This window comes from Gilliamella sp. B3892 (assembly GCF_026536305.1).
In the GTDB taxonomy this organism is placed as follows: domain Bacteria; phylum Pseudomonadota; class Gammaproteobacteria; order Enterobacterales; family Orbaceae; genus Gilliamella.
Genome location: NZ_JAFNOK010000002.1, coordinates 113,004 through 137,737 on the forward strand (window position 1 = coordinate 113,004; position 24,734 = coordinate 137,737).

Consider the following 24,734-nt stretch of genomic DNA (forward strand, 5'->3'; position numbering starts at 1 on the left):
CACGCTAATTTACAATAATTTTATCTTATACAAACACGCTGTATTTACTTGTCCTTAACTAATCCCACAGTGACAATTTATCAATTTACCAGTATTATATTGGGCATTTTATTACAATCAATTAGGTTTAGTGTGAATATTCAACAATTATTAATGCAACGCATTTCACAAGCAATGATTATGGCAGGCGCCGATAAAAACAGCGACGCGCTAATCAAACAATCTGCTAAAGTACAATTTGGTGATTATCAAGCTAATGGCATTATGTCTGCCGCTAAAAAGTTAGGCATGCCACCAAGAGAGCTTGCTGAAAAAGTATTGCAACATCTTGATATCAACGATATCGCTGATAAAGTTGAGATTGCCGGCCCTGGCTTTATTAATATCTTTTTAAAAAATAGCTGGATTGCGCAACAAAATGAAATTGCTTTAAGTAGTGATAAATTGAATATTACTTTACCGGCTAAACCACAAACGATAGTTGTTGACTATTCAGCACCGAATGTCGCCAAAGAGATGCATGTAGGACATTTACGTTCAACGATTATTGGTGATGCCACTGTCAGAGTATTAAGTTTTCTAGGTCATAATGTTATACGAGCCAACCATGTCGGTGATTGGGGCACGCAATTCGGTATGCTTATTGCTTACCTTGAAAAGATGCAAAATGAGCATGCCAATGATATGGATTTGTCAGATTTAGAATCATTTTATCGTGCCGCTAAAAAACACTATGACGAAGACCAAGCATTTGCTGAAAAAGCCCGTAATTACGTGGTTAAATTACAAGGTGGTGATGAGTATTGCCGAGAAATGTGGCGAAAACTTGTTGATATCACTATGACACAAAATATCGCAACCTATAAACGTCTTAATGTCACACTATCATTAGAAGATACCATGGGGGAAAGCATCTATAACAGCATGCTACCGGGTATTGTGGCTGATTTAAGACATAAAAAACTGGCGGTTGAAAGTGACGGGGCAATCGTTGTCTTTTTAGATGAATATAAAAACAAAGAAGGCGAGCCAATGGGTGTCATCATCCAAAAACGTGATGGCGGCTACCTGTATGCTACAACCGATATTGCTTGTGTCAAATACCGTTACGAAACATTGCATGCTGACCGTATACTCTATTATACCGATTCACGTCAACACCAACACCTTGAACAAGTTTGGGCAATTGTACACAAAGCTAAATATGTCCCGGAATCACTAAAACTTGAACATCATATGTTTGGTATGATGTTAGGTAAAGACGGAAAACCATTTAAAACTCGTTCGGGCGATACAGTTAAATTAAATGATCTGCTTGATGAAGCGACAGAACGTGCAACCGTTTTAATTCGCAGTAAAAATCCACAGTTGACCGAACAAGAGCTGGCGCAAGTGGTTGATGCTGTTGCTATCGGTGCGGTTAAATATGCCGATCTATCAAAAAACCGCACAACCGATTATGTATTTGATTGGGACAATATGCTGTCGTTTGAAGGCAACACCGCACCCTATTTACAATATGCTTACACTCGTGTACTATCAATCTTCAGAAAATCAAACATTAATGAAGATAGCTTAACCGGTACTATCAGTCTTGAAACGGATAAAGAGCGTGCATTAGCTACCCGCTTAATCCAATTTGATGAAACGATATCAACCGTTGCTAATGAAGGCACACCACATGTGCTGTGTGCTTATTTGTACGATATTGCTACACTATTTTCTAGTTTTTATGAACACTGCCCAATCTTATCTGCTGAAAATGAAAGTCTAAAAACCAGCCGTTTAAAACTGGCTTCATTAACAGCAAAAACCCTTAAAACGGGACTTGATATGTTAGGCATTAAAACCGTTGAAAAAATGTAATACTCCTTACCACCGATATAATATCGGTGGTAATTGATCCCTATTCCTTGAGTAACAATTAGACAGCAAGATAAAATGATTGGATTTATTGTTCGGCAACAAAATAAATTAATGGCAATTGTATTAATCTTGCTAACACTCGTTGCAATTCGCTTATTTCCTCATCCTCCTCTATCCGAATCTCTCTCTTTTTCTAAACGTTTTTACGATGATAACAATCAATTAATCAGAATGACTTTAGCCGACGATGACCGGTATCGGCTTTGGACACCGCTTGAAGAGATATCGCCAGATATTATTAATGGCTTATTACTGCATGAAGACCAATGGTTTTATTATCATACCGGCTTTAATCCATTTAGCTTGAGCCGAGCATTTTGGCAAACGTTCGTGAGCGGCGGGAATCGACAAGGCGCATCAACCATTACCATGCAACTGGCTCGCATGCACTGGCGATTAAATACCAAAACGATAGGCGGAAAACTCACCCAAATTGCCAGAGCTATCCAGCTAGAATTAATGTATTCCAAACATGATATTTTAGAAGCTTATCTCAACTATGCACCGTTTGGACGAAATATTGAAAGTATCGGGGCGGCATCATTAATTTATTTCAATAAACCGCCTTCAGAAGTCAATCTACCGGAAGCCTTAACGTTAGTTGTGTTACCGCAATCACCGACCTATCGAACTGATCGCAAAACCGGCATAGCTGGCCCGGCACTGATTAAAGCAAGAAACATGCTTTTTCAACGTTGGCAAGAAAAATACCCGGTTGATAGTAATATCGCTGCACTTTTCGATCAAAAATTGGTTTTACGCCAACCGGAAAAACTACCATTTGTCGCGCCTCACTTTGTTAATCAAATCATGCAAGACCATGTCAGTAATGATCTGGAAGTTCACACCACATTAGATAGCCAATTACAAAAAATTATCACCACACAGGTTGAAGCATTTATTGAACGAAACAGCATAAAAGGCATCAATAATGCAGCTGTTATATTAGTTGATACCCAATCAATGGAAATTAAAGCGCTGATCGGGTCTGCTGACTATTTTAATCAAGCCATTGAAGGGCAAGTTAACGGAACGAATGCCAAACGGTCACCCGGTTCAACGCTAAAACCATTTATCTACGCACTTGGTATCGATCAAGGTTTATTGCATCCTCAAACAATCCTTAAAGATGTCGCAACCAATTTTGGTGCCTATACTCCGGAAAACTTCGACCGTAACTTTCGAGGCCCAATTTCTGCAACTGATGCTTTAATTCACAGCCGCAATATCCCCGCTGTGGCTATTGCGCAAAAATTAAAAAAACCCTCTTTTTATGAATTTTTAGTTAATACGCATATACAAAATTTAGCTGATGAAGCGCATTATGGCTTAGCTTTGGTGTTGGGTGGTGGCGAGATAACTGCTCAAGAGTTAGTGAGCTTATATGCAATGTTGGACAACGGTGGTAACTGGCAACCATTAAAATTTATTAAACACGATAATCAAGTGGAGCCAGAACGACAGTTAAGTGAAGAAGCCGCATTTATGACGCTTGATATGCTGAAAAAAAATACTCGCCCACAAGATATACTGAGCAAAATGCAAAAGAAAATGATTCCGGTTGCGTGGAAGACCGGCACCTCGTGGGGATTCCGTGATGCTTGGACTGCCGGCAATTTTGGTCATTATGCCATGGTAGTATGGTTAGGCAATTTTAATAATCAAGGTAACAATGCCTTTGTTGGAATTGATGCAGCAACCCCACTATTTTTTAATATTGTTGACAGCATCAATGCCTATTATCCTAATATACGCAAAGAAAAGCACCGTATACCGCCAAATTTGAAGCGTGTCGATATTTGTTTAACCAGTGGTAACTTAATGACCCAATGGTGTAAAGCAAAAGGTAAAACATGGTTTATTCCAGGCGTATCACCGATTAAACCCGATACCATTTTCAGACCAGTAAGGGTTGATAATCAAACTGGCAAAGCGGTCTGCCCGCCTTATGATATGGAAAATTCGCATATTGAAGTTTTTGAATTTTGGCCTTCAGATTTAGCCGCTATTTTTGCAAAAGCCGGATTACCGAAAAAAACGCCACCGACAACCCAACATTGCCAGACGGTGCAAAGTCTAAATGGCGAACCCCCTAAAATAACTTCACCGCTTAAAAATGTCGTTTATCAGTTTAGACAAAGTAAGCAAAAAAGTGAGCGAATTAGTTTCACAGCCAATAGTGACGGTGATGTTAAAACACTCTATTGGTTTGTTAATGATACCTTCATTGGGCAATCTGAGCCACACACATCACTAAGCTGGATACCAACCCAAAGTGGATCGTTTAAAGTACTTGTACTTGACGACCTGGGAAGAAGTGATTCAAGAACAATTAAAGTAGAACTATTAAATTAAACCTATTTTGCCACGCTTCTTTGCTTTGTCTCAATTTTGCGACACAAAATCACTCGATATCATAATGAGTTAACTATTTTTATCGGTTTCATTACCGATAAGAGTTGATTAAAATTTGATTCCTCACCGTAAAAATCTAAAAAATAATACTTTAACTATATCATTTATTTAAATATTTTTATAATTATAACACTTGCTATTACCCGTGATTTGGTTAGAATTCTTGCAATTTATTGCATAGGTAAAAGCGTAACAAACCATGACAAATCACAATTTAGTTATCCTTAACAATAAACTTTTAAGCACCTTTTATATCCTCCTTTTTGGGGGATTTTTTTTGTCTTTTTTTCATCTTATCAGTAACACTTGTTTAAGTCATTTCATCGTAGAGGCACATTATGACAGATAATAAAAAAATGTTATTAACCAGTCGAGATCAAAGTTTAAAAGCATTTTTAATGAACAAAATTAAGCAAAATGGTGGTTGGGTTAATGCTCATATGCATGCTGACCGAGCTTTTACGATTAACGTTGACAGCTTTGATGTGTATCAAAAACAATCATTAATTGAAAAATGGGATACCTTAGATAAAGTTAAAGCCGCCATGAGTGAAGATGATTACTACCGTCATTTTAGCATGGCAGTTGAACGAATGATTGAACAAGGTGTCAGTGCCATGGGATCGTTTGTTGACATCGATCCTATCGCTCAAGAAAGAGCAATTAAAGGCGCATTACGAGCCCGTGAAACCTATAAAAATGACATCACCATAAAGTTAGTGAACCAAACACTCAAAGGCGTGATTGATAAAGAAGCTCGCTATTGGTTTGATAAAGGCGCTGATTTAGTCGATATTATTGGTGGATTACCTCGCCGTGATGAACGTGACCATGGTGAAGGTATGGGACTTGTTCATCTTGATGTGCTCATGCAAACAGGTAAATCACTGGGCAAAATGGTACATGTTCATGTTGACCAATTTAACTCATCCGATGAGATTGAAACAGAGCAACTGACCGATAAAACGCTTGAACACGGTATGCATGGAAGAGTTGTTGCCATTCACAGTATCTCAATCACTGCGCATAGCTTAGCCTATCGGCAAAAACTCTATAAAAAAATGAAAGAAGCAAAAATGATGGTTATTGCTTGCCCGTTTGCCTGGATTGATAGCCCACGCCGTGAAGAGCAAGGACCAACTCGCAACTCACTAACGCCGGTTGACGAGCTGGCAGCGGCAGGCATTCCGGTTGCCATTGGCACAGATAACGTTAGCGATTATATGCTTCCTTTTTCAACCGGAAATATGTGGGAAGAACTCAAACTATTGGTAACCGGCTGCCGTTATACTGATTTAGATAACGTAGTGAATGTGGCAACCAAAAATGGGCGAATGGTATTAGGGCTTTAATCGTTTTTAAAATACTCAATAACAAGCGCTCTGCTTGATATGATCGTCGAGCCTTGTCGAGCTTGCAAAACTTTTAGAGCTTATAGAGCTTGTAGTGCATGTAGTGCATGTAGAGCGTGTAAAGCATATAGTGCTTGTAAAGCATGTAGTGCTTGTAAAGCATGTAGTGCTTGTAAAAAGCATTAAGGCGTTATTCACTGTTTAATAAAAATAGTGGCAATTGTCTTAATGCTTTAACACAAAAATGTGCTATCCCCAATAACACAGCGTTTATTGGGAATAGAAGATCGATCTATTTACGTGTAGGCTTTTTGCTGGTTGCTTGACGTGGTGATTTAGCTAAACGGTCAACTCTTGCTCGTTTTGGTCTGACGATTCGCTTATCTGATGAAGCGTTAGTTTTGGTAAAACTTTTCACTTCGGCCTGCAAACCGACCAGATCACGCAAATAGTTAACCGAATCAATACCGAGTTCTATCCAAGTGCCTCGTGAAAGTCCTTTAGGTAATGTAATATTACCATAGCGAATACGAAGCAAACGGCTAACTTGTACCTCAATGGCTTCCCACATTCTACGAACTTCTCGATTACGACCTTCGGTTATAACAACATTAAACCACTGATTTAAACCGTCGCCACCTTGTGCTTTAATCGATTTAAATGCCGCCGGACCGTCTTCCAGTTGTACACCTTTACGCAATTGATTGAGCTGTTGATCGGTCACATTACCAAAAACTCTTACCGCATATTCACGCTCGATCTCATGCCTTGGATGCATAAGTCGGTTGGCAAGTTCGCCGTCGGTGGTAAACAGTAATAAACCAGAGGTATTAATATCAAGCCTGCCAATATTAACCCAACGTGCATTTTTTAAACGAGGCAAATGTTCAAATACCGTTGCCCGACCTTGTGGATCATTTCGGGAACAGATTTCCCCTTCAGGCTTATAGTAGGCTAAAACCCGACAGACCTCTTTTTCTTTACTTCTCAGTTGAATTAAGTGGCCATTGATTCGAATCTTAGGGTTAGTATTGACATCAACACGGTCACCTAAAGTGGCTATTTTACCGTCAACACTGATTTTACCTGCACTAATCATGGCTTCAATCTCACGACGAGAGCCATTGCCTAAATTGGCTAACACTTTTTGTAATTTTTCAGAATTCAATTTTTTCATTTTGCCTCGCTACCTTCACAGGTATCTTTATTTAATGATGATTTATTTTACCTTAGGTAAAAAACTAATATCGACATAATAACGTTTTGGATTTGCTTCATCAATATAGACAGTTATTGTCTCTTTATCAATGAAAGGACTAGGATCAAACCAAATATTTTCGCTTTCAAAAAGATAGACATGATTTGATGTTATACTGTCTTGCCATTGACAGTAAATGATATACGGCGAGCGACCTCGAACAGATAATGCGGTGTTTTGTTCAACCGTATTTATCTTCGCTTCAATTTGTCGGCCACTTGTCAGCATCTGACGTTTTAATTTATTTTTCTTAAATTGATAATAAAAATAACTAATACTAATTAAAAATAGTAGGATGCCAATGATTCCAAAAATCATTTCGCCAAGCCACATTGAGAAGAAAGTATTAATTTTTGCATGATTCGAATTTAACGGATCATATAAAATTTCAATCTCATCGCCTTTCTCATAGGCGGGAGGATTACTACCAACATTTGATTTCACCTTTCTAACTTGTTCTTGATTATCAACAAATTGAAAGATAGGAAAATAAGAAACTGATCGGTTGCCATCAGAATCTTTTGAATACGACTCTTCAAAATCAACAATGGTGCCTGTAGCACTGACTGAAGAATTAATAAAATCTATCTGTTTTATCGATTGACGCGCTACCAATATTAATATTCCAATACTGATTATAAAAATAAATGCCATGACTTTTTTCATTTTGTTTTCCTATATTAATTTATTAATTTTATTTATATAAAAGGTGCGGTATCACCGCTACCTTGTCGAACTATATCAGGATAATCATGAGTAAGATCAATCACTGTGGTGGGTTGTTCGCTAATATAACCACCATGAACAATGGCATCAAGTTGATGACCAATTTTATCTTCAATCTCGTCCGGATCGGATTGTGCTTCTTCATCATTAGGTAAAATTAAGGTGGTAGTCATTAAGGGCTGACCTAATAATTCGAGAAGCGCTAAATCTATTTTATTATCAGGAATGCGTAAGCCAATGGTTTTACGCTTTTCGTTCATTAAGCGGCGTGGCACTTCTTTACTTGCCGGTAAAATAAATACATATTTACCCGGTGTATTATTCTTTAATAAGCGAAATGTTGTATTATCGACAAAGGCATAAGAAGAAAGCTCAGAGAGATCACGACACATTAAGGTAAAGTTGTGATGCTTATCAAGATTGCGAATCTGACAAATACGATCAACGCCATATTTATTATCGAGTAAACAACCAAGCGAATATCCCGAATCAGTAGGAAAGGCAATCACACCGCCGTCGTTTAATATTTTGACAACTTGATCTAACAGACGTGTTTGTGGATTATCAGGGTGAATATAAAAAGTTTGGCTCATAATGTTCTTCTATGTTGATAAATTTAACATCGGATTTTAGTGCTCAAGATTACAGCGACACTATCGCTTTAACACATAACTAAAATCGGCTTCATTTCTACTTGATACTAAATTTCCCAATTATGCCATATCGGGGTAATACTATCGGGTAATGGCGTTGTTTTACCCAAATCAAGATAATTAACCAAATCATGAAAATCGGAGCCTTGTGACGCCAGTAATTCAAACTCATTGGCTAATTTAGCTAAACGTTGTAAATCATCTTGCGTTTGTCGGCTTTGCGAAACTTCAAGCGCATCACCGCCACAATCTTTAAAATCTTGAATTAATAATTTTAATTTGGTTAACGTTAAATCGTAACGAGTCGGGTGCGCTAACACAGCCTGCCCACCTGCGGTATGAATCGCTTCGACGGCATGAGCAATACTACACCACTGCGCAGGCACATAGGCATAACCACCTTTACCTAAATAGCGTTTGAATGCACGTTTAATATCTTTAACATGACCATTTGCCACTAAAAAGCGGGCAAAATGTGCTCGTGATACAATATCCCCTTTAGCAAATTGTTGCGCTTGTTGGTAAGCGTTTTCAATACTAACTTTAGCCAACTTCTCGCTAATTGCATGCGCTCGGCTAATCCGCCCTTGCTCTTGTGATGATAGTAACGCTAATAACTGTGGATTATCGATATCAACATTTAGACCCACAATATGGATTTCGTTATGTTTCCATGCGGTTGATATTTCAACACCACAAACTAATTTGACCGGTAAATGTTCATTTTCAATCGTCGCTCTTGCCTCGGGCAAGCCTTTGACCGTATCATGATCGGTAATGGCTAAAAGATCGATCTTGTTTTCAGCCGCTCTTTTGACAAGCTCACTCGGTGTTAAAATACCGTCTGATGCGGTAGTATGAGAATGTAAATCGACGATCACACTTTTTTCTCGAAAATAATTTTTAAACGTGTAATATACCACACAATTTGCGTGACCACTAAAAGGTAAATTATGAAAGATCAAATTCTTCTTGCTCAACAAAATACTCTGGAAATTATTGAAAACCTATTACAAGACGGTAGCGATCCTCATGCGCTTTATATTATTGAACACCATATCTCATCACAACATTTTGATAAACTTGAAAAAGTTGCAGTTGAAGCCTACAAACTAGGCTATGAAGCAACCGACCCAGATGAAGATATTGATGATGCAGGCAATGCGATTATTGGCTTTGATATTGTTGCCGAATGTCCACTAGATGCTAAATTAATTAATGCGCAGATTGAACAAATTGTTACTTTGGCAAATCAATTTGGCGTACATTATGACGGGTGGGGAACTTATTTTGAAGACGGCAGTGATGAGATATTTGATGACATATTTGAAGAAGAAACACTGCACTAATTCCTATCGGCAGTTATCAGCCCCTTTGATTAAATCAAAACAACTCAACTAATTTTATTTAATCCAAACAAATTCTTATCCGTTTGATTAACGGATAAGAATTGAGTATTTAATGGATTATTTCACTTGTTCTACCCGACTTGTTCTTTTTTGATTTGGCGAAACACTGCGAACAACAATTGTCTCTCCCTTATTAATTGCCACCGGCGTAGTGTAACGGTGCCAGGTTTTGCCGTCATCGTTAGAGTATTGAATATGCAAACCCGGGAAAACAATGTTAGCGGTTAGCTGGCCATTTTCAATTTTTGCACCGGGTAGTGGTAAGCGATAATCAATTGCAGCAAGATCGAGCTTAGATAACGCTTTTTGCCCAACTACATTAGCAAAACGAGTCCAGTCATCAAGTAACTTTTGTTGGTCTACATAGTGCGTTTTTCCTTGTTCATATTCACGATCTTTTTGATAATCCGTTTCCCAATCGGCTTTATGCCAAGCTCGTTCCGCTACTGCTAACAGTCTAGGGTACATCATGTATTCCATTTGCGCATCCGTGCGAACAATTTCACTCCATAACTGTGCTGACAAGCCATAACTGCCTGTCCAATTCAAAGTACCTTTGGCGCTAAATACATTACCGTCACGATCGGTTGAGGTTTCGGCGTTTTGCGGTAAATTATTTGGCGCAAAGCTAAACATTTTGCGTTCATCATTAAAACGGGTACCCCAATAATAGCCACTCTCTTGCGGATTGACTTCATACGGGAAATCAAGATAAACATAATCCGGATTTGAGATAATCATCTGATAGCCTTTGTTTGTCCATTCACTGGCTGAATCATATCCTCCCCAATAGAGCGCATCCCAAAAGTTGACTGTTACTTTATCGACAGCAAACGCTTTAGCATTATCGGCATGTTTTACGCCGTCTTGCCATGCCTGCATGTGATTGATGCCATGGTCTTTAATAATCTTACTGGCTTGAATTGCAAAATAGCTAGGTAGATACTCAATATCTTTAATCACCCCTTGTTTAACCAGTGTTTGACAAGCTTGCGATTTTGCCCAAGGATGATCTTCAACGCTTTGATCAACTAACCCTTTACCCTCAACTTTGGTCGCAGCATGGAGGTCTTGATAGCCATTACCTAAGCGAATGTTTTTCGCCTCATCACCACCAAAATGCCAAACGGTGAGTGGTTGCCCGGCTTCGTTATGCATTTTTGCAATTTCAGTAATCACTTTATCGACAAAACGTTTAGATGAATCTAAGCAAGGATTTAGATAACTTTTTCGATCGTAAAATTGTACCGTTGTCGTATTTGAATCATCGGTAGGATCAACTAAACGAAACTCATTAGCTTCTGCTTGTTTACCTTCTGCCATGAGGCGTTGATAACGTGCTTCCATAGACATAATTGCCGCTCTGGCATGTGCCGGCATATCAATTTCGGGGATGACATCAATAAAGCGATCTTTAGCATATTTGACAATTTCAATATAATCACTGCGACTAAAGTAGCCACTACCTAAATTATCACTATCAGGCCCCGATCCTAATTGTGGTAATAAACATTTTGTTTCACTCAGATCGTGACAACGCTTACTACCAACACCGGTCAATTCCGGAAGTCCTGGGATCTCAATTCGCCAACCTTCATCGTCACTAAGGTGAAAATGGAATTTATTTAATTTATAACTCGCCATTTGATCGAGTAACCTTAGCACCGCTTGCTTTGTTTTAAAGTTACGTCCGGTGTCTAACATAATGCCCCGATAATCAAAACGTGGAGAATCTTCGATTTTTACCATAGCAATGGTTGGCTTTTCGGTGACCGGAATCAACGACAAGATCGATTCTACGGCGTAAAAAATTCCACGCTCATCAAAGGCAGTAATGGTCGCTTGCTTATCGTCAATATTGAGTTGATAAGCACCCGATACCCCATTTTTAAATTTGCTCGCATCAATATTTGCAACAATCTTATAACCTTTATCGGTTAATGCGATGCCTAAGTTATCAAACTGCTGATTTAAAACTGATAAGCTGGCGTCATTAAGTCCTTTTAATTGAAGATGAATGCCATTTTTATCCAGCGTGATATCTTTTTCAGCAAGGGTAAGATGTAAAGGCGTTGGAATAATTTGCCCACGCAATGCTTTTTCATCAAGCTGTTTAATATCGGCATTACGCTCAAACCGAGTGACTGGCGTCATTAAAATATTGTGATCATCAGGCGTGCGCTTCCACTGCTCACCAATCGGTGACACAAAATCCGCCAAGTTTTCAGTGTTAGTATTACCGATAACTTTCGGCGTGGCATCGGTTGATGTCACATACCAACGAGGGATGACATCTGATTGGCTTAATTGCCAATACTCGCCAATGATAGGAATATCAATGCTACTTTTAGCCGGAAAACCGGTAAATTTTTCGGTTGGTTCGATTTTGTGAAGATCGCCGGTTAGATGCGTAATTTTAAACTGCTCATTATCAACCGCAAGAATCATACGAATGCTACTGAAATAGATTGCCCAGTCTTTATCTTTAATTTCCGAACCGGTATTGGTTAAAGAGATGTTGGCTTTAAAACACGATGCCCAATCGGCACCTAAAGCCGCACAATCCACACCATGTTGCCCAACAAAATTATCAACAACTTTAAAATTAACATCAAGTTGTGAACTAATTGCATCGACAATTTGTTCCGATGCCAATGCCGATTGTGAAGCACCTAAGCTTAATAACGATGTTATCGACATTGCTAATATGGCTGTTTTAAACTTTTTCATAATATTTACCTATTTTTGTTTAGCATTGAAAATGGTGAATGGAACAGTAACAATGAATTTAATATCTCGCTCATCCTGGAAGATATTGCCATAGCCACCTCCCCAGCTAGGTATACTATTTGAGTGATTATTATACTTAGTGTAATGCAATTGCATTGACACATCTTTTGCTAAGCCATTTTGTACGGTGTAACCTAAATCGAAGTTATAAGCCGACTCAATTAAGCGTCGTTTTTGGTTTTTTTCGGTCGAATTGGGTTTAGCATCCCAACCATAGGCATAAGATGCCCCAGTTTTCCAACCGGCTAAATAAGATGACAGATCACCTAAATCGTAAGTCACTTCAGCAAATAGGGCTTTTTCCCCATTCGCATTAAAGTCAGATCGTGAATTCCACCACACATCTAAACGACCGTTTGAAGAAGCATAATCCGGCGTCATACGTTGTAAAAAAAAGCCTTGTTTACCTTCAGCCTTAACCGCTACCCCTTCAAGGCGTAAACCAACGGGTCCGACTTGATAACCTAATGTTGCCGCTTGTAACCATGCTAAGCCGTCGTAAACATTATCACCTTTATGAGACTGGTCTTTTGCTCCATAAAATTGATAGCTCATGGTTAACGGATTATCCAGCACATCGGTTTTATAAGACACTTTACCAAAATATTGATTCATATAATTTTTGGCTTGACCAAAGGCGGTTTCTAACACTAAATCATTTTTAAAGTCGTATTTCAAACCGGCAGAATGTAGATAATCAATCTTCTTGCCTTTGCCCCATTGTTTAAATTCATAAAGACGTTTATACCATGGTGCTTTATATCTATCTGACCACATATAAGACATCGATAAGGCACCGGCTTGATCAAAATCGAGAGTAGTACCTAATTCAAAACCGCGGTAAGTACCGGGTAATAAACTCCAGTGAGGGGCTAATAATGTTTGACCGGACGGCTGAATAAAACCGGCTTTTAGCCAAAAGTGTTCATCGTGTTTAAAATTGACTTGTGCTTTATAAAAGCTCACCCCACTGACATCTTTTTTCCAATCCTCATCCCAGCGAGTACGTGCACCACTAAAACCAATTTCATTTGGATGACCATTACCACCATTGCTTACTTCCCAAGCGCCATATCCGCCCAGCTCAATGGCAAACATATCGGCAATATATCCTGAGCGAAAATCTAAATTAGCATTAAAGGTAGATTGACGAATATTGCTTTCATATTTATGTTTAATAACATCTTTTCGTTCTCGATCTCGATTCCAGAAAAAGATATTACCCGAAAGCGAAGAATCATCAATAAATGAACTGTTGTCGGCAGCTTGAGCAGGCACAACACTGGTTAAGAGAGAAATGGATAAAATCAGCTTGGTTATACGATTTAATGAACGGCGTGTTAACAAAGGTTTAGGTAAATTCATATCGGCTTCCTTAAGATGACTTTATTTCATGTATAATTGAGCAAATTGTAACGATTTATCTCAATTAGTAAAAAATCATTTTATTTAAAAAAAATTAATTAAATAGTCCTATTTCATCGCACCTTTTAACAATTATGTATCACCAAGTTCTTATCAAAATTTTAAATAATTGCCTATAAAATGCTATTTAATAATGCATAAACATATTTTAGTTAGCAAATTAAATGTTCTTAAATCGTGATCTTCATCACCAAAATAGCCATTTTTTTTGCTATTTACTCGATTAATATGTTAACTTTTTTCGGAATAAAAAATAAGAAATCCGTGTTTTTATTTAAGGAATAGCTCTTTTTTTGATATTTTCAGGTTTTAAATCGCGTGGAGGATAAAATCGACTAACCGTTAGCAAAAGTAGAAGAGGTACTGACTGAAATTGAGCAAAAAGGCACAAAAAAAAGAGAAACGGATAAGGTTTCTCTTAAAATATTGAAGATTATAGAAAGTTAAACGTAAAATATAAACTTTTTAATTGATACCAACAAAGGCAATAAAGACGATTAATTTTCAGTATCAATCTCATCAAAACTTTTGACCAGCTCATCAATTGCTTTCATCTGAATTAAGAAAGATTCAAGCTTATCCAACGGTAGTGCCGACGGACCGTCACATTTTGCATGAGCAGGATCTGGATGCGACTCTAAAAACAATCCGGCAATGCCAACGGCCATACCGGCACGTGCCAGTTCGGTGACTTGTCCTCGACGTCCACCGGATGCGGCGCCCATTGGGTCACGGCATTGTAAAGCATGGGTTACATCAAAGATAACCGGTGAACCGTGACTGACTTTTTTCATCACGTTAAAACCTAGCATATCCACCACCAGATTATCATAACCGAAGCAACTACCACGATCGCAAAGAATAACTTGATCGTTGCCGGCTTCTTCAAATTTTTCAACAATATTACCCATTTGTCCCGGGCTAACAAATTGCGGTTTTTTAACATTAATCACTGCGCCGGTTTTCGCCATGGCAACCACGAGATCGGTTTGGCGGGCTAAAAAAGCGGGTAGCTGAATAACATCAACTACATCGGCAACGGGCTGGCACTGCTGCTCGGTATGCACATCAGTAATAATTCTCACGCCAAACTGCTGTTTGAGTTCCTGAAAAATTTTCATTCCCTCTTCTAAACCCGGTCCACGATAGGAATGGACAGATGAGCGATTGGCTTTATCAAAAGAAGCTTTGAAAATATACGGGATATCGAGTTTTTCAGTCACAGTGACATAGTGCTCACAAACTTTCATGGCTAAATCACGTGATTCTAAAACATTCATGCCACCAAATAGCACAAAGGGTAAATCATTGGCAACGGTAATATCACCGACTTTGACTTTTTTTTGCTTCATCATAAAAATATTTCCTGTTTAAGGTTTAAACCAGCGACCGAGCGTGACTCTGTCATTGCCACTATAGTCGGTGAAGGTTTCGACTAATTGAAATCCGTGTTGTTTAAAGATTGTTTGCACTGCAAGGCCTTGTTTCCAGCCATGCTCTATTAGCAACCAGCCATATTGATTCAAATGTTTAGTTGCCCCATGCACAATCACTTTAATATCCGCCAGCCCGTCATCTTCTGAAACTAATGCACTTCTAGGCTCATAGCGCACGTCCCCTTGTGATAAATGAATATCGGTCGGTTCGATATACGGCGGGTTACTGATAATCATCGAAAATTTGCGATTCTTTATCGGTTTATACCAATCACCGTGTAAAAAATAGACGTTGTTAACACCTATCTGACTGGCATTTTTTTGCGCTAAAAGCAGTGCATCTTTATTCTTTTCAATCGCAGTAAACAGGCAGTCCGGTCGTTCAGTTGCCATCGCAATAGCAATGGCTCCGGTGCCAGTGCCAAGATCTAACACTTCGCAAGGCACTTTAGGCAAATAGTCTAAACTAAGCTCAACTAATTTTTCGGTATCTGGTCGGGGTATTAAGGTCGAATTTGACACATTAAATTTTAAAGACCAGAACTCTTTTTCACCGGTAATATAAGCGATTGGCTCACCAACTTGGCGCCGTTTTAAGTAACCGTCTAAAGCGATAAGCTCCTCATCTGACAGCAAGGTTTCACTAAAGGCCATTAAAAATGTTCGGGTTTTGTGAGTCACAAAACTCAATAAAATCTCGGCATCCCGCTTTGGGCTGTCACTATCGGTTAACGATTGAGAAGCAGATTTAAGCCATTGTAAATAGGTCATTCATCCTGTTCCGATAAAGCAGCCAATTGATCAGCTTGATACTCTTGAACAATTGGATCGATTAACATTTCTAACTTACCTTCCATGACTTCATCTAAACGATAAATTGTTAGGTTTATACGATGATCGGTCACCCGACCTTGCGGATAGTTGTAAGTTCGAATGCGATCAGAGCGATCACCCGACCCTAATAAGTTACGTCGAGTTGAGGCTTCTTCTTGCTGGCGTTTACGAGTTTCAGCATCTTGAATACGCGCCGCTAACACTGACATCGCTTTGGCTTTATTCTTATGCTGTGAGCGCTCATCTTGACACTCCACCACAATACCGGTTGGAATATGGGTAATACGTATCGCTGAATCGGTGGTATTAACATGCTGACCACCGGCACCGGATGAACGGTAGGTATCAATTTTTAAATCAGCCGGATTGATTTCTGGCATTTCAGCTTCCGGAATCTCCGGCAAAACCGCAACGGTACAAGCGGAGGTGTGAATACGCCCTTGTGATTCAGTTTCCGGCACACGTTGCACACGATGCCCGCCGGATTCAAATTTTAAATTACCATAAACACCGTCACCGCTGACCAGCATAATCACTTCTTTATAGCCACCATGTTCGCCTTCGCTAGCGCTCATAATTTCAACTCGCCAGTTACGTGATTCTGCATAACGGGTATACATACGGGCTAAATCGCCGGCAAAAATGGCCGCCTCATCGCCGCCGGTACCTGCTCTGACTTCAACAAAACAGTTGTAATCGTCATTCGGATCTTTTGGTAATAGCAGAACTTGCAACTCTTTTTCTTGTTGCTCAACTTGACCCAATGCTTCATCCAGCTCTTCTTGTGCCATTTCACTCATTTCAGGATCAGATAGCATCATTTTAGCCGTTTCAATATTTTCTTGTGTCTGTTTCCAGCTAGCAAAGCACTTCACCACGCCGGATAATTGAGCATACTCTTTTGAAAGGGTGCGAAAACGGTTTTGATCTGCAATAACAGCGGCATCTGACAATAACGCCTGAACTTCTTCATAACGCTCTTGTAGAGTCTCCAACTTACTGATAATGGATGATTTCATAAATATATCTATTTTTGGTGATGATTAATTAAATTTGCCCGGCATTATATACTTAATCGCCTATAAAATACAGTTTCTACTTCCTTGCAAATTATTCTCGCCCTTTCGCATTAACGGCTTAAAAGACCAGCAAAGTATATCGAGGATAAATCATTTCACTAAAAATGTTACACGTGTCACAGAAATGAATCTTTACAGTTTGCAAAAACCGCTAGGACCTATAACATCAAAAAATGTAAACGATATCATTTCTTATTTAATTGTATCATTACCACTAATAATACGTATTAAATCAAGTAAAAAATGTTATCGCATACATCACTTGTGACAGATTGAATATTTTCGCTATTAGGGAGTGGGTTTTATGAAAAAAATAGTCATGATTAGCTTAATTGGTATAAGTTCAATGGCAAATGCCGCAATCGAGTGGGATACCCCACAAGGGCAACTAAAATTATATGGCGATGTTGAGATTAATGTTGATGCCGCCAGCAGTAAACAACAGCTAAGCTCGTTAAAAGAAACCGCAGATAAAAAGAATAAACCGTCTGATAAAGATCATTGGGATATCAATGGACGTATCTTAATCGGCTTAGACGGTTACCGTGAAATTAACGATAAAAACTTTGCCGGCTTTGTTGTTCAGCCACTTGCCGATCTGGGTGGCGATATGAATCTGGATGATGCGGCTTTCTATTTTGGGCAAAAAAATGAGTGGAATATCAAAATCGGTCGCTTTGAAGCTTATGATATGTTCCCGCTTGGGCAAGATACCTTTTTGGAGTATTCGGGTAATACCGCCAATGATTTATATGAAGACGGCTTTGGTTACATATACATGATGAAAGAGGGACGAGGACGCAGTAAAAATGGCGGCAGTATTGCGTTAAATAAACCGTTCTTAGATAACTTTAATTTTCAATTAAACACATTAGTTAACAATGGCGAGAAGATGTTTAACAAATCAACGTATCATGGTTATCAGATCGATAAAAAGAAAAACGTTGTCTACTTGCGCCCGGTTTTATCGTGGAAAAATGACCATTTTTCAACGGCAATAGCCGCCGAAACCAATATCGTTAAAAATGCTTATGGTTATCACGACAGTGACGGCAAGTTTCACGATCAGTCGAAACGAACAGGATATGGCGCAACCATTTCATGGAACAGTGAAGGTGATTGGGATGCCGCCAATAAAGGGCTTAAAATCAATACCAGCTTTGCCTATATGAACGCCCAGGATGAAAAAGATATGACAATCGGCACCGATATCGTTTGGGAAAAACTGGGGCTTGGCTACTATTTTGCCAATAACGATATCAAAAAATTCAATCCGGAAAACCATATCAAAGACGGTCATATCAACAATAAAGGCAAATATAAGATCCACACCGTCAATGCCTCTTATTTGATTGATAATGTGTTAGACATGGACAACTTCAACATGTATTTAGGGACTTACTGGTCAATATTAGACAGAAGTAAATCGCATGGTGACAACACCGATGACCGCTACGGGGCACGAGTTAGATTTAAATATTTCTTCTAACTAAGCTAAATCAAGCTTAAATAAAATAAGCCGATTTATGCAGACATAATGCAATAAATTGGCTTATTTTAATAACAGTTGCATAGTTTTCTGGCAAGCGTATAGTTAAAGCAGTCTGGTTAAATTAGACAATATTGACATCACTAGGCAACTTAAAGCGGGATGAAAATATGGATAGAACAATATGGAAACTGGAAAATACGATTAAATATTACGATTGGGGTAGTAAGGATGCGATAACCAAACTATTTGGCATCAAAAATCCTACCGATAAACCCATGGCAGAAGTCTGGATGGGAGATCACCCGTTGGGAAGCTCGATAGCTATCGACAAAGCGCATCAGCCTATCAAGCTCGATAAACTCATCGAAAACTCACCACTTGCGGCGCTGGGTGAAACAACGTTTAAAACCTTTGCCGGTCTGCCCTTCTTATTTAAAATTCTCTCGGCAAGCAAAGCACTATCGATTCAAGTGCATCCAACACAAGCCAGTGCTAAATTAGGGTTTGAAAAAGAGAACCAATTCGGTATCGCCCTCAATTCACCTAATCGCAACTACAAAGATGCCAATCATAAACCGGAGTTAATTTATGCCTTAACCCCGTTTAAAGCGATGCGTTCATTTCGACCGATTGCGCAAATAGTGGCGCTGTTTGAGCAACTCGCTCTGCCGTCTTTAAGTGAGCAAGTGGCTCAATTGAAAAACAGCCCCTGCCCCGAGCAGTTAAAATGTTTTTTCCAATTTTTGCTTACCCTTGCTGGCGATAACAAGCAAACCGTGATAAGCGAGTTACTGTCAAGCATAACACTATTGATTAAAGAGCCTTTTATCACCATAAAACAACTGGCGAAAGATTTTCCGGGTGATATCGGAATTATCATGCCATTATTGCTCAATATTATTGAACTCAAACCGGGACAAGCGATGTTTTTAGCAGCACAAACACCGCATGCTTACCTCAGTGGCACCGGGCTGGAGTTAATGGCGAATTCAGATAATGTTTTGAGGGCGGGATTAACTCATAAACATATTGATATTACCGAATTAATCAATAATACCAGTTTTGTCAGCGCTCAAGCCGATCAATTATTGATACAACCGGTAATCAATCAAAATAAGATTGATTACCCCGTTCCGGTTAAAGATTTTAAGTTTGAAATTATCCAAAGTGACAATCAAACACGAAAAGATCAAGTCAGCTCGCCACAAATCCTATTGTGTTTACACGGCGTAGTCAGCTTATCAACGGCATCTGACACTATCACGCTAGCAAAAGGTGAAAGTGCATTTATTGCCTATCAAGCTCAACAATATACTTATCAAGGAGAAGGCATCTTAGCCAAAGCGTTTAATTAATCTTATTAGTTATAAACCAATTAAATTGCTTATATGATGTGAAAGTTAAGCCCAAAGTAGTTTTTTGTGGTAAAAAACTAGCTTAACTTTCTAAAGGCTATTGTAGATTTAATTTACATAAATTAAGCTTTCGATTAATATGTCGTTATATAATTTATCCGACGCTATCATTATGAATCCTATTAATAAAACGCCACGTCATCTGATTATTCAACAAGATTTATTAAAAAAAATACAGTCAGGTCAATATCCTCAAGGGCAATTAATTCCCAAAGAGTGTGAGCTAACCGATATTTATCAAGTCAGCCGCCCGACTGTCCGGCAAGCCATTCAACACTTAGTTAATGAAGGCTATTTAGAACGACGAAAACGACGAGGCACAATCGTTAAGCAACAGAAGATAAATCAAGAATTTACTCATATTATTGAAAGTTATGATTCTGAAATGAATCGCAAAGGCTTACAACCCAAAACACAAGTGCTAACCTTCAAAATAGACAAAGCCACTTGCGAAATCGCAACCAATTTGCAAATTGATGAAAACGATGAGGTTTATAAACTCGTCCGCCTGCGTTATGCTGAAAATAAGCCAATTGTGCTCGTTACCACCTATTTACCGGTTGCACGGTTACCCAATTTTCTTGATCACGATTTCACCCAAGAAAAGCTCTATAGCGCATTGGAAAAGATGAACTACCCGATATTGCAAATTCGCCGTAAATTAGAGGTGATCAAAGCCGATGAAACCACCAGTGACTTGTTAGATATTGAAGAAGGCGATCCGATTTTTTATTTTCACTCAACCGCCTTCAGCCAAGAACGACTGGCAATTGAATATTCAATTTCCAAATATCGGGGCGATATTAACTCTTTTATTTTTGAATTAAATCATTAAATCACAACCAAAAAGCCGTACTGCTTTATTCGCTATCACACATTAGTCTAGTAAGTATATCAATGAAAACCAAATATCCTTGACCGACTGGTGATCAAGGATATTTTGCTATGGCTTACTTCATGCACTGCACATCAATCGTTTGTTGATGACTGTCAAGCAATGTTTGTTTGATCGCTTCAATAATGGCGATGCCGGAACTGGTACCAATTCGCTCCGCCCCAGCCTCCAGCATTTTAATAAACGTATTGGCATCCCGAATTCCACCGGCGGCTTTTACTTTGACGGTATCCCCGACATGCTGTTTCATCAGTTTCACATCTTCAACCGTTGCACCGGTTGGGGCAAAACCGGTTGAGGTTTTTATAAAATCTGGTTTTACTTTAACCGCAATCTGGCACAGGGCAATTTTTTCGGCATCGGTTAAGTAGTAATTTTCAAAAATCACTTTTGAAATAACTTGATGTTTGCGACAAATCGCTACAATTTGCGACATTTCATCTTCAATATAAGCTAAATTACCGATTTTCAATTGGGTAAGATTAATCACATAGTCAATTTCGGTAGCTCCATTATCAATGGCATTTTGGGTTTCAAAACATTTTGCTTCAATTGTCGTTTGCCCCAAAGGAAAAGCAATTGCCGCCCCGATACCGACATCACTGCCCTGCAACAAACTGGCACAAAGCTTTGACTGTACTTGATTAATTGCCACCATTTTAAAATGATAGTTTTTTGCTTCAATGCAAAGTTTTTCCATCATTGTTGGTGTGGCATCGGCTTTTAAATTGGTGTGATCGATTAATCGGCTTAACTGCGCTAAAGAATATTTTTTCATGTTTTTTATGATCCTTCAATCCTAATATGTAAATACATATATTAGAAATAATCTTCCTTTTGTCAATCAATATTGCCACCAAATTGTGATAAACATCCCAAAATCAAACAAATAAAACATAATCTATTTGTTATACTAAATTCAATATGTAAATATATATTTATACCGATCGTACAATCAATGGAGGAACGATAATGAAGATAGTAGTCACGTCACACGGAAATTTGTGCGAAGGGATTTTATCCAGCTACCAAATGATAGCGGGCGATAGCGCCAGTTTTATTGCGGTCAAACTCGATGAATCCGGCATTGGTGATTTTTCGGCAAGATTAACGCAAACCCTAGACCAATTATTAACGGAGCAAAATGGGGTTATCGTTTTAAGTGACATCGTAGGCGGTACGCCCTATAACGAAACGTTACGTTATGCATTAGCTCATCCGGATCGGGTGTTTCTTATTGCCGGTTTGAATTTACCGATGTTGATTCAAGCAGGGACAGCGTTAGAAGAGGCTGGCGATATTCAAGCGGCAGTTCAATCGATTGTAGAGGTAGCACAAAGTGCGGTAACACTTGCTAAAACGGTAATCGATAGTGATGACAGTTTAGATTTTTAATAGGTAATCAGATAGGAGTTAACAGCGATGACAATTACATTAACCCGAGTCGATGATCGTGTTATTCATGGTCAAATTATGACACGTTGGACTAAAGTGAGACCGGTCGACGGCATACTGGTTGTAGGTGACAATATTGCCGCCGATGAGTTACGCAAAAGGGTATTAAAAGCCGCTGCCGGTAATTTGAAAATTGGTATTTATACCGTCGCCCAAGGGGTTGATAAGATTCAGCAAGGCATGGAATCAACGAAAAATTTTTTTCTAATCAGCGATTCGCCGCAAACGTTTGAAAAACTCCTTAAAGCAGGCGCAAAACTCAATCCCACACTCAATATTGGCTGTATGAATACTCGAGCCGGCGCTAAGGTACTCGGTCGAACGGTTGCTATTGATCAAAATGACTACCAAGCTTTTGACTATCTGGAAAGCCACGGTATCACGCTCGAATTTCAACTGTTACCAGATGACGAACCGAAAAGCTGGTCAGTGATGAAAAAACGATATGACACCTTATGAGGATCTATTTAAGAGGAAAACATCATGGAAACGATACTTTTTATTCCTGCCCTACTGACCGCCATTTTTTGCTACTTAGGCGCCATTGAATCCCCATGGCTCTTTGGTATGTCCGGTGGCTTTTATGTGGTAGGAAGACCACTGGTTGCCGGCTTACTTGTTGGCTTTGCCTTTGGGGATATTCAATCTGGTGTGGCATGTGGCTTAGCGGTGCAGGCGGTGTTTATTGCCAATCTATCCACCGGCGGTGCCACCAACAGTGAAATTACCTACGCCGCTTATGGCGGTATTGGTTTAGCGTTAGCCACCACGAAAGAGCCGGCGGTTGCCGTCACATTATCGGTACTTATCGGACAGACTTTTGGTTTGATATTTTATAATACCCGCATGGCGCTTTATTCGTTTTGGAACAACAAAGCGCAACAAGCGGCACAAAACAATAATCCTCGAGGTATTGTGCTAAATCATCTTATCTATCCGCAAATTACCACCTTTTTGATTCGAGCCGTGCCGATATTTTTAGCTATTTTTTACGGTTCGGGTTTAGTTGACTGGTTATTAAGTCATGTACCGGAAGTTATCACCAAAATCATCTCAGTTTTAGGTGGCGTGTTGCCGGCGCTGGGCATTGCGATGCTGATGAATATCGTCATTAAATCTAAAATTCAGTTAATTTTCTTCTTTGCCGGTTTTGTGTTACTGGCGTTTGCAGGCTTAAGCATGATCGCATTGGTGTTTATTTCCGCTTTGGTCGCTTACCTGTATTACATGGCAACCAATAAGCCAGCGGTTGCCAATAATAACCCGGCAAATGATACAAATTCAGACATATTTGAAGATGATGATCTGTTCTAATAGGAGTTGTACTAATGGATAAAGTCATTAACAATCAATCAAGATTGACAAAAAACGAGTTACGCCAAATTTGGTACCGCTGGGGATTTACCCATTTATCCTCAATGAGTTATGAAAAGTTACAGGCGCATGCCTGGGCGTTTTCTTATATTCCCTTTGCTGAAAAATATTACAAAGACGATCCGGAAGCGAAACGCCGGTTATATATTCGGCATTCAATGTTTTATAACACCGAACCGCAAACCGGGCAGATCATTAATGGTATTGTCGCTTCTATGGAAGAAGAGATAGCCTTAGGCAAAAATGTCCCCGAAGAGCTACCGGTCAATATCAAAGCCACCCTTATGGGGCCATTAGCCGGTATCGGTGATTCGCTTATTCAAGGCATTATTGTGCCGATTCTATTATCGATTGCTATGGGTATGGCAGCAAATGGCAATCCGATTGGACCTCTATTTTATATCCTCGCTTATGGGATTTTAGGTCCGCTTATCTCTTATTTAAGTTTCTTTTATGGCTATAAGCTAGGCGTTAATGCGATCGATAATATTATCGGGGATAATGTTAAACGTATTACTGATGCCTTTAATATTCTAGGCATTATGGTGGTAGGCGGGCTGGCAGCCGGCAATATTGTACTTAACTCTACGCTGGAAATCCCCATGGGTGAGTCGATGCGATCATTGCAAAGTGTGCTTGATGATATCTTCCCGAAAATATTACCGCTGTCAATGGTGCTTATTGCTTGGTGGTTGGTGTCGGCAAAACAGCTTAGCGCAACGAAAGTTATTCTTATTTTAACGGCGATTACCACTGTTGGGGTGGTGTTGGGGATTTTTTGAGTTCCTTGTGGATAATGG

21 protein-coding genes are annotated in these 24,734 nt (G+C 39.2%); 11 read left to right on the forward strand and 10 right to left on the reverse strand.

The genetic code is table 11. The annotated features are described in order from the left end of the window. Positions 1-132: 132 nt before the first annotated feature. The 3 genes from argS (at position 133) to J3U74_RS03210 (ending at position 5,693) form a co-directional block, all read left to right on the forward strand. Positions 133-1,866: an arginine--tRNA ligase gene (gene argS / locus J3U74_RS03200; protein ID WP_220219336.1), complete on the forward strand. Its 1,734-nt coding sequence runs from the start codon at positions 133-135 to the stop codon at positions 1,864-1,866. Between the two features lie 75 nt (positions 1,867-1,941). Beyond that, positions 1,942-4,281, forward strand: a complete 2,340-nt coding sequence (gene pbpC, locus J3U74_RS03205) for a penicillin-binding protein 1C (protein ID WP_220219335.1) — start codon at positions 1,942-1,944, stop codon at positions 4,279-4,281. 398 nt (positions 4,282-4,679) lie between these two features. Further along, positions 4,680-5,693: an amidohydrolase family protein gene (locus J3U74_RS03210; RefSeq protein WP_220219334.1), complete on the forward strand. Its 1,014-nt coding sequence runs from the start codon at positions 4,680-4,682 to the stop codon at positions 5,691-5,693. A gap of 292 nt (positions 5,694-5,985) precedes the next feature. Here J3U74_RS03210 and rluB read toward each other — a convergent pair whose 3' ends face one another. The 4 genes from rluB to rnm all read right to left on the reverse strand — a co-directional run bounded on the left by rluB (position 5,986) and on the right by rnm (position 9,211). Next, positions 5,986-6,870: a 23S rRNA pseudouridine(2605) synthase RluB gene (gene rluB, locus J3U74_RS03215; protein ID WP_267329691.1), complete on the reverse strand. Its 885-nt coding sequence runs from the start codon at positions 6,868-6,870 to the stop codon at positions 5,986-5,988. A gap of 42 nt (positions 6,871-6,912) precedes the next feature. Next, a complete protein-coding gene (locus J3U74_RS03220; protein WP_267329690.1) occupies positions 6,913-7,617 on the reverse strand; it encodes a DUF3592 domain-containing protein in 705 nt (234 codons plus the stop codon). Positions 7,618-7,649: 32 nt separating this feature from the next. Continuing rightward, positions 7,650-8,270: an L-threonylcarbamoyladenylate synthase gene (locus J3U74_RS03225; protein ID WP_220219331.1), complete on the reverse strand. Its 621-nt coding sequence runs from the start codon at positions 8,268-8,270 to the stop codon at positions 7,650-7,652. A gap of 107 nt (positions 8,271-8,377) precedes the next feature. After that, on the reverse strand, positions 8,378-9,211 hold the full coding sequence (gene rnm / locus J3U74_RS03230) for an RNase RNM (RefSeq protein ID WP_267329689.1): 834 nt from the start codon (positions 9,209-9,211) through the stop codon (positions 8,378-8,380). A gap of 72 nt (positions 9,212-9,283) precedes the next feature. Between rnm and rraB the strand changes: the two genes are divergently transcribed. Then, a complete protein-coding gene (rraB, locus tag J3U74_RS03235; protein WP_220219329.1) occupies positions 9,284-9,679 on the forward strand; it encodes a ribonuclease E inhibitor RraB in 396 nt (131 codons plus the stop codon). A gap of 117 nt (positions 9,680-9,796) precedes the next feature. Here the strand turns inward: rraB and J3U74_RS03240 are convergent, their stop codons facing one another. From J3U74_RS03240 to prfA, 5 genes are all read right to left on the reverse strand, one after another. After that, positions 9,797-12,469 (reverse strand): beta-N-acetylhexosaminidase, encoded by a 2,673-nt coding sequence (locus J3U74_RS03240; RefSeq protein ID WP_267329688.1) that lies wholly within the window; start codon positions 12,467-12,469, stop codon positions 9,797-9,799. A gap of 9 nt (positions 12,470-12,478) precedes the next feature. Then, entirely contained in the window at positions 12,479-13,894 is a 1,416-nt protein-coding gene (locus tag J3U74_RS03245; RefSeq protein ID WP_267329687.1) for an OprD family outer membrane porin, read from the reverse strand. 557 nt (positions 13,895-14,451) lie between these two features. Beyond that, the gene (gene kdsA / locus J3U74_RS03250; RefSeq protein ID WP_305054793.1) at positions 14,452-15,306 is read right to left on the reverse strand and encodes a 3-deoxy-8-phosphooctulonate synthase; all 855 of its coding nucleotides are present in this window, start codon (positions 15,304-15,306) and stop codon (positions 14,452-14,454) included. Between the two features lie 18 nt (positions 15,307-15,324). Next, on the reverse strand, positions 15,325-16,161 hold the full coding sequence (prmC, locus tag J3U74_RS03255) for a peptide chain release factor N(5)-glutamine methyltransferase (RefSeq protein ID WP_220219325.1): 837 nt from the start codon (positions 16,159-16,161) through the stop codon (positions 15,325-15,327). Next, complete coding sequence (prfA, locus tag J3U74_RS03260) at positions 16,158-17,243, reverse strand: peptide chain release factor 1 (protein WP_220219324.1); 1,086 nt, start codon at positions 17,241-17,243, stop codon at positions 16,158-16,160. Before prfA ends, prmC begins: the two co-directional genes overlap by 4 nt. Before the next feature lie 364 nt (positions 17,244-17,607). Here prfA and J3U74_RS03265 point away from each other — a divergent pair, with 364 nt between their 5' ends. From J3U74_RS03265 to J3U74_RS03275, 3 genes are all read left to right on the forward strand, one after another. Continuing rightward, complete coding sequence (locus tag J3U74_RS03265; protein ID WP_267329686.1) at positions 17,608-18,792, forward strand: carbohydrate porin; 1,185 nt, start codon at positions 17,608-17,610, stop codon at positions 18,790-18,792. A gap of 170 nt (positions 18,793-18,962) precedes the next feature. Further along, complete coding sequence (manA, locus tag J3U74_RS03270; RefSeq protein WP_267329685.1) at positions 18,963-20,150, forward strand: mannose-6-phosphate isomerase, class I; 1,188 nt, start codon at positions 18,963-18,965, stop codon at positions 20,148-20,150. A gap of 139 nt (positions 20,151-20,289) precedes the next feature. After that, the gene (locus J3U74_RS03275) at positions 20,290-21,045 is read left to right on the forward strand and encodes a GntR family transcriptional regulator (protein ID WP_220219321.1); all 756 of its coding nucleotides are present in this window, start codon (positions 20,290-20,292) and stop codon (positions 21,043-21,045) included. A gap of 115 nt (positions 21,046-21,160) precedes the next feature. Here J3U74_RS03275 and deoC read toward each other — a convergent pair whose 3' ends face one another. Beyond that, complete coding sequence (deoC, locus tag J3U74_RS03280) at positions 21,161-21,883, reverse strand: deoxyribose-phosphate aldolase (protein WP_267329684.1); 723 nt, start codon at positions 21,881-21,883, stop codon at positions 21,161-21,163. Positions 21,884-22,077: 194 nt separating this feature from the next. Between deoC and J3U74_RS03285 the strand changes: the two genes are divergently transcribed. The 4 genes from J3U74_RS03285 to J3U74_RS03300 are packed head-to-tail and all read left to right on the forward strand — an operon-like array spanning position 22,078 to position 24,716. Continuing rightward, positions 22,078-22,500 (forward strand): PTS sugar transporter subunit IIA, encoded by a 423-nt coding sequence (locus J3U74_RS03285; protein ID WP_267329683.1) that lies wholly within the window; start codon positions 22,078-22,080, stop codon positions 22,498-22,500. A gap of 27 nt (positions 22,501-22,527) precedes the next feature. Then, the gene (locus J3U74_RS03290; RefSeq protein ID WP_220219318.1) at positions 22,528-23,019 is read left to right on the forward strand and encodes a PTS system mannose/fructose/N-acetylgalactosamine-transporter subunit IIB; all 492 of its coding nucleotides are present in this window, start codon (positions 22,528-22,530) and stop codon (positions 23,017-23,019) included. Positions 23,020-23,043: 24 nt separating this feature from the next. Then, the gene (locus tag J3U74_RS03295) at positions 23,044-23,874 is read left to right on the forward strand and encodes a PTS mannose/fructose/sorbose/N-acetylgalactosamine transporter subunit IIC (RefSeq protein WP_220219317.1); all 831 of its coding nucleotides are present in this window, start codon (positions 23,044-23,046) and stop codon (positions 23,872-23,874) included. Between the two features lie 14 nt (positions 23,875-23,888). Continuing rightward, entirely contained in the window at positions 23,889-24,716 is an 828-nt protein-coding gene (locus J3U74_RS03300) for a PTS system mannose/fructose/sorbose family transporter subunit IID (RefSeq protein ID WP_267329682.1), read from the forward strand. Positions 24,717-24,734: the final 18 nt, after the last annotated feature.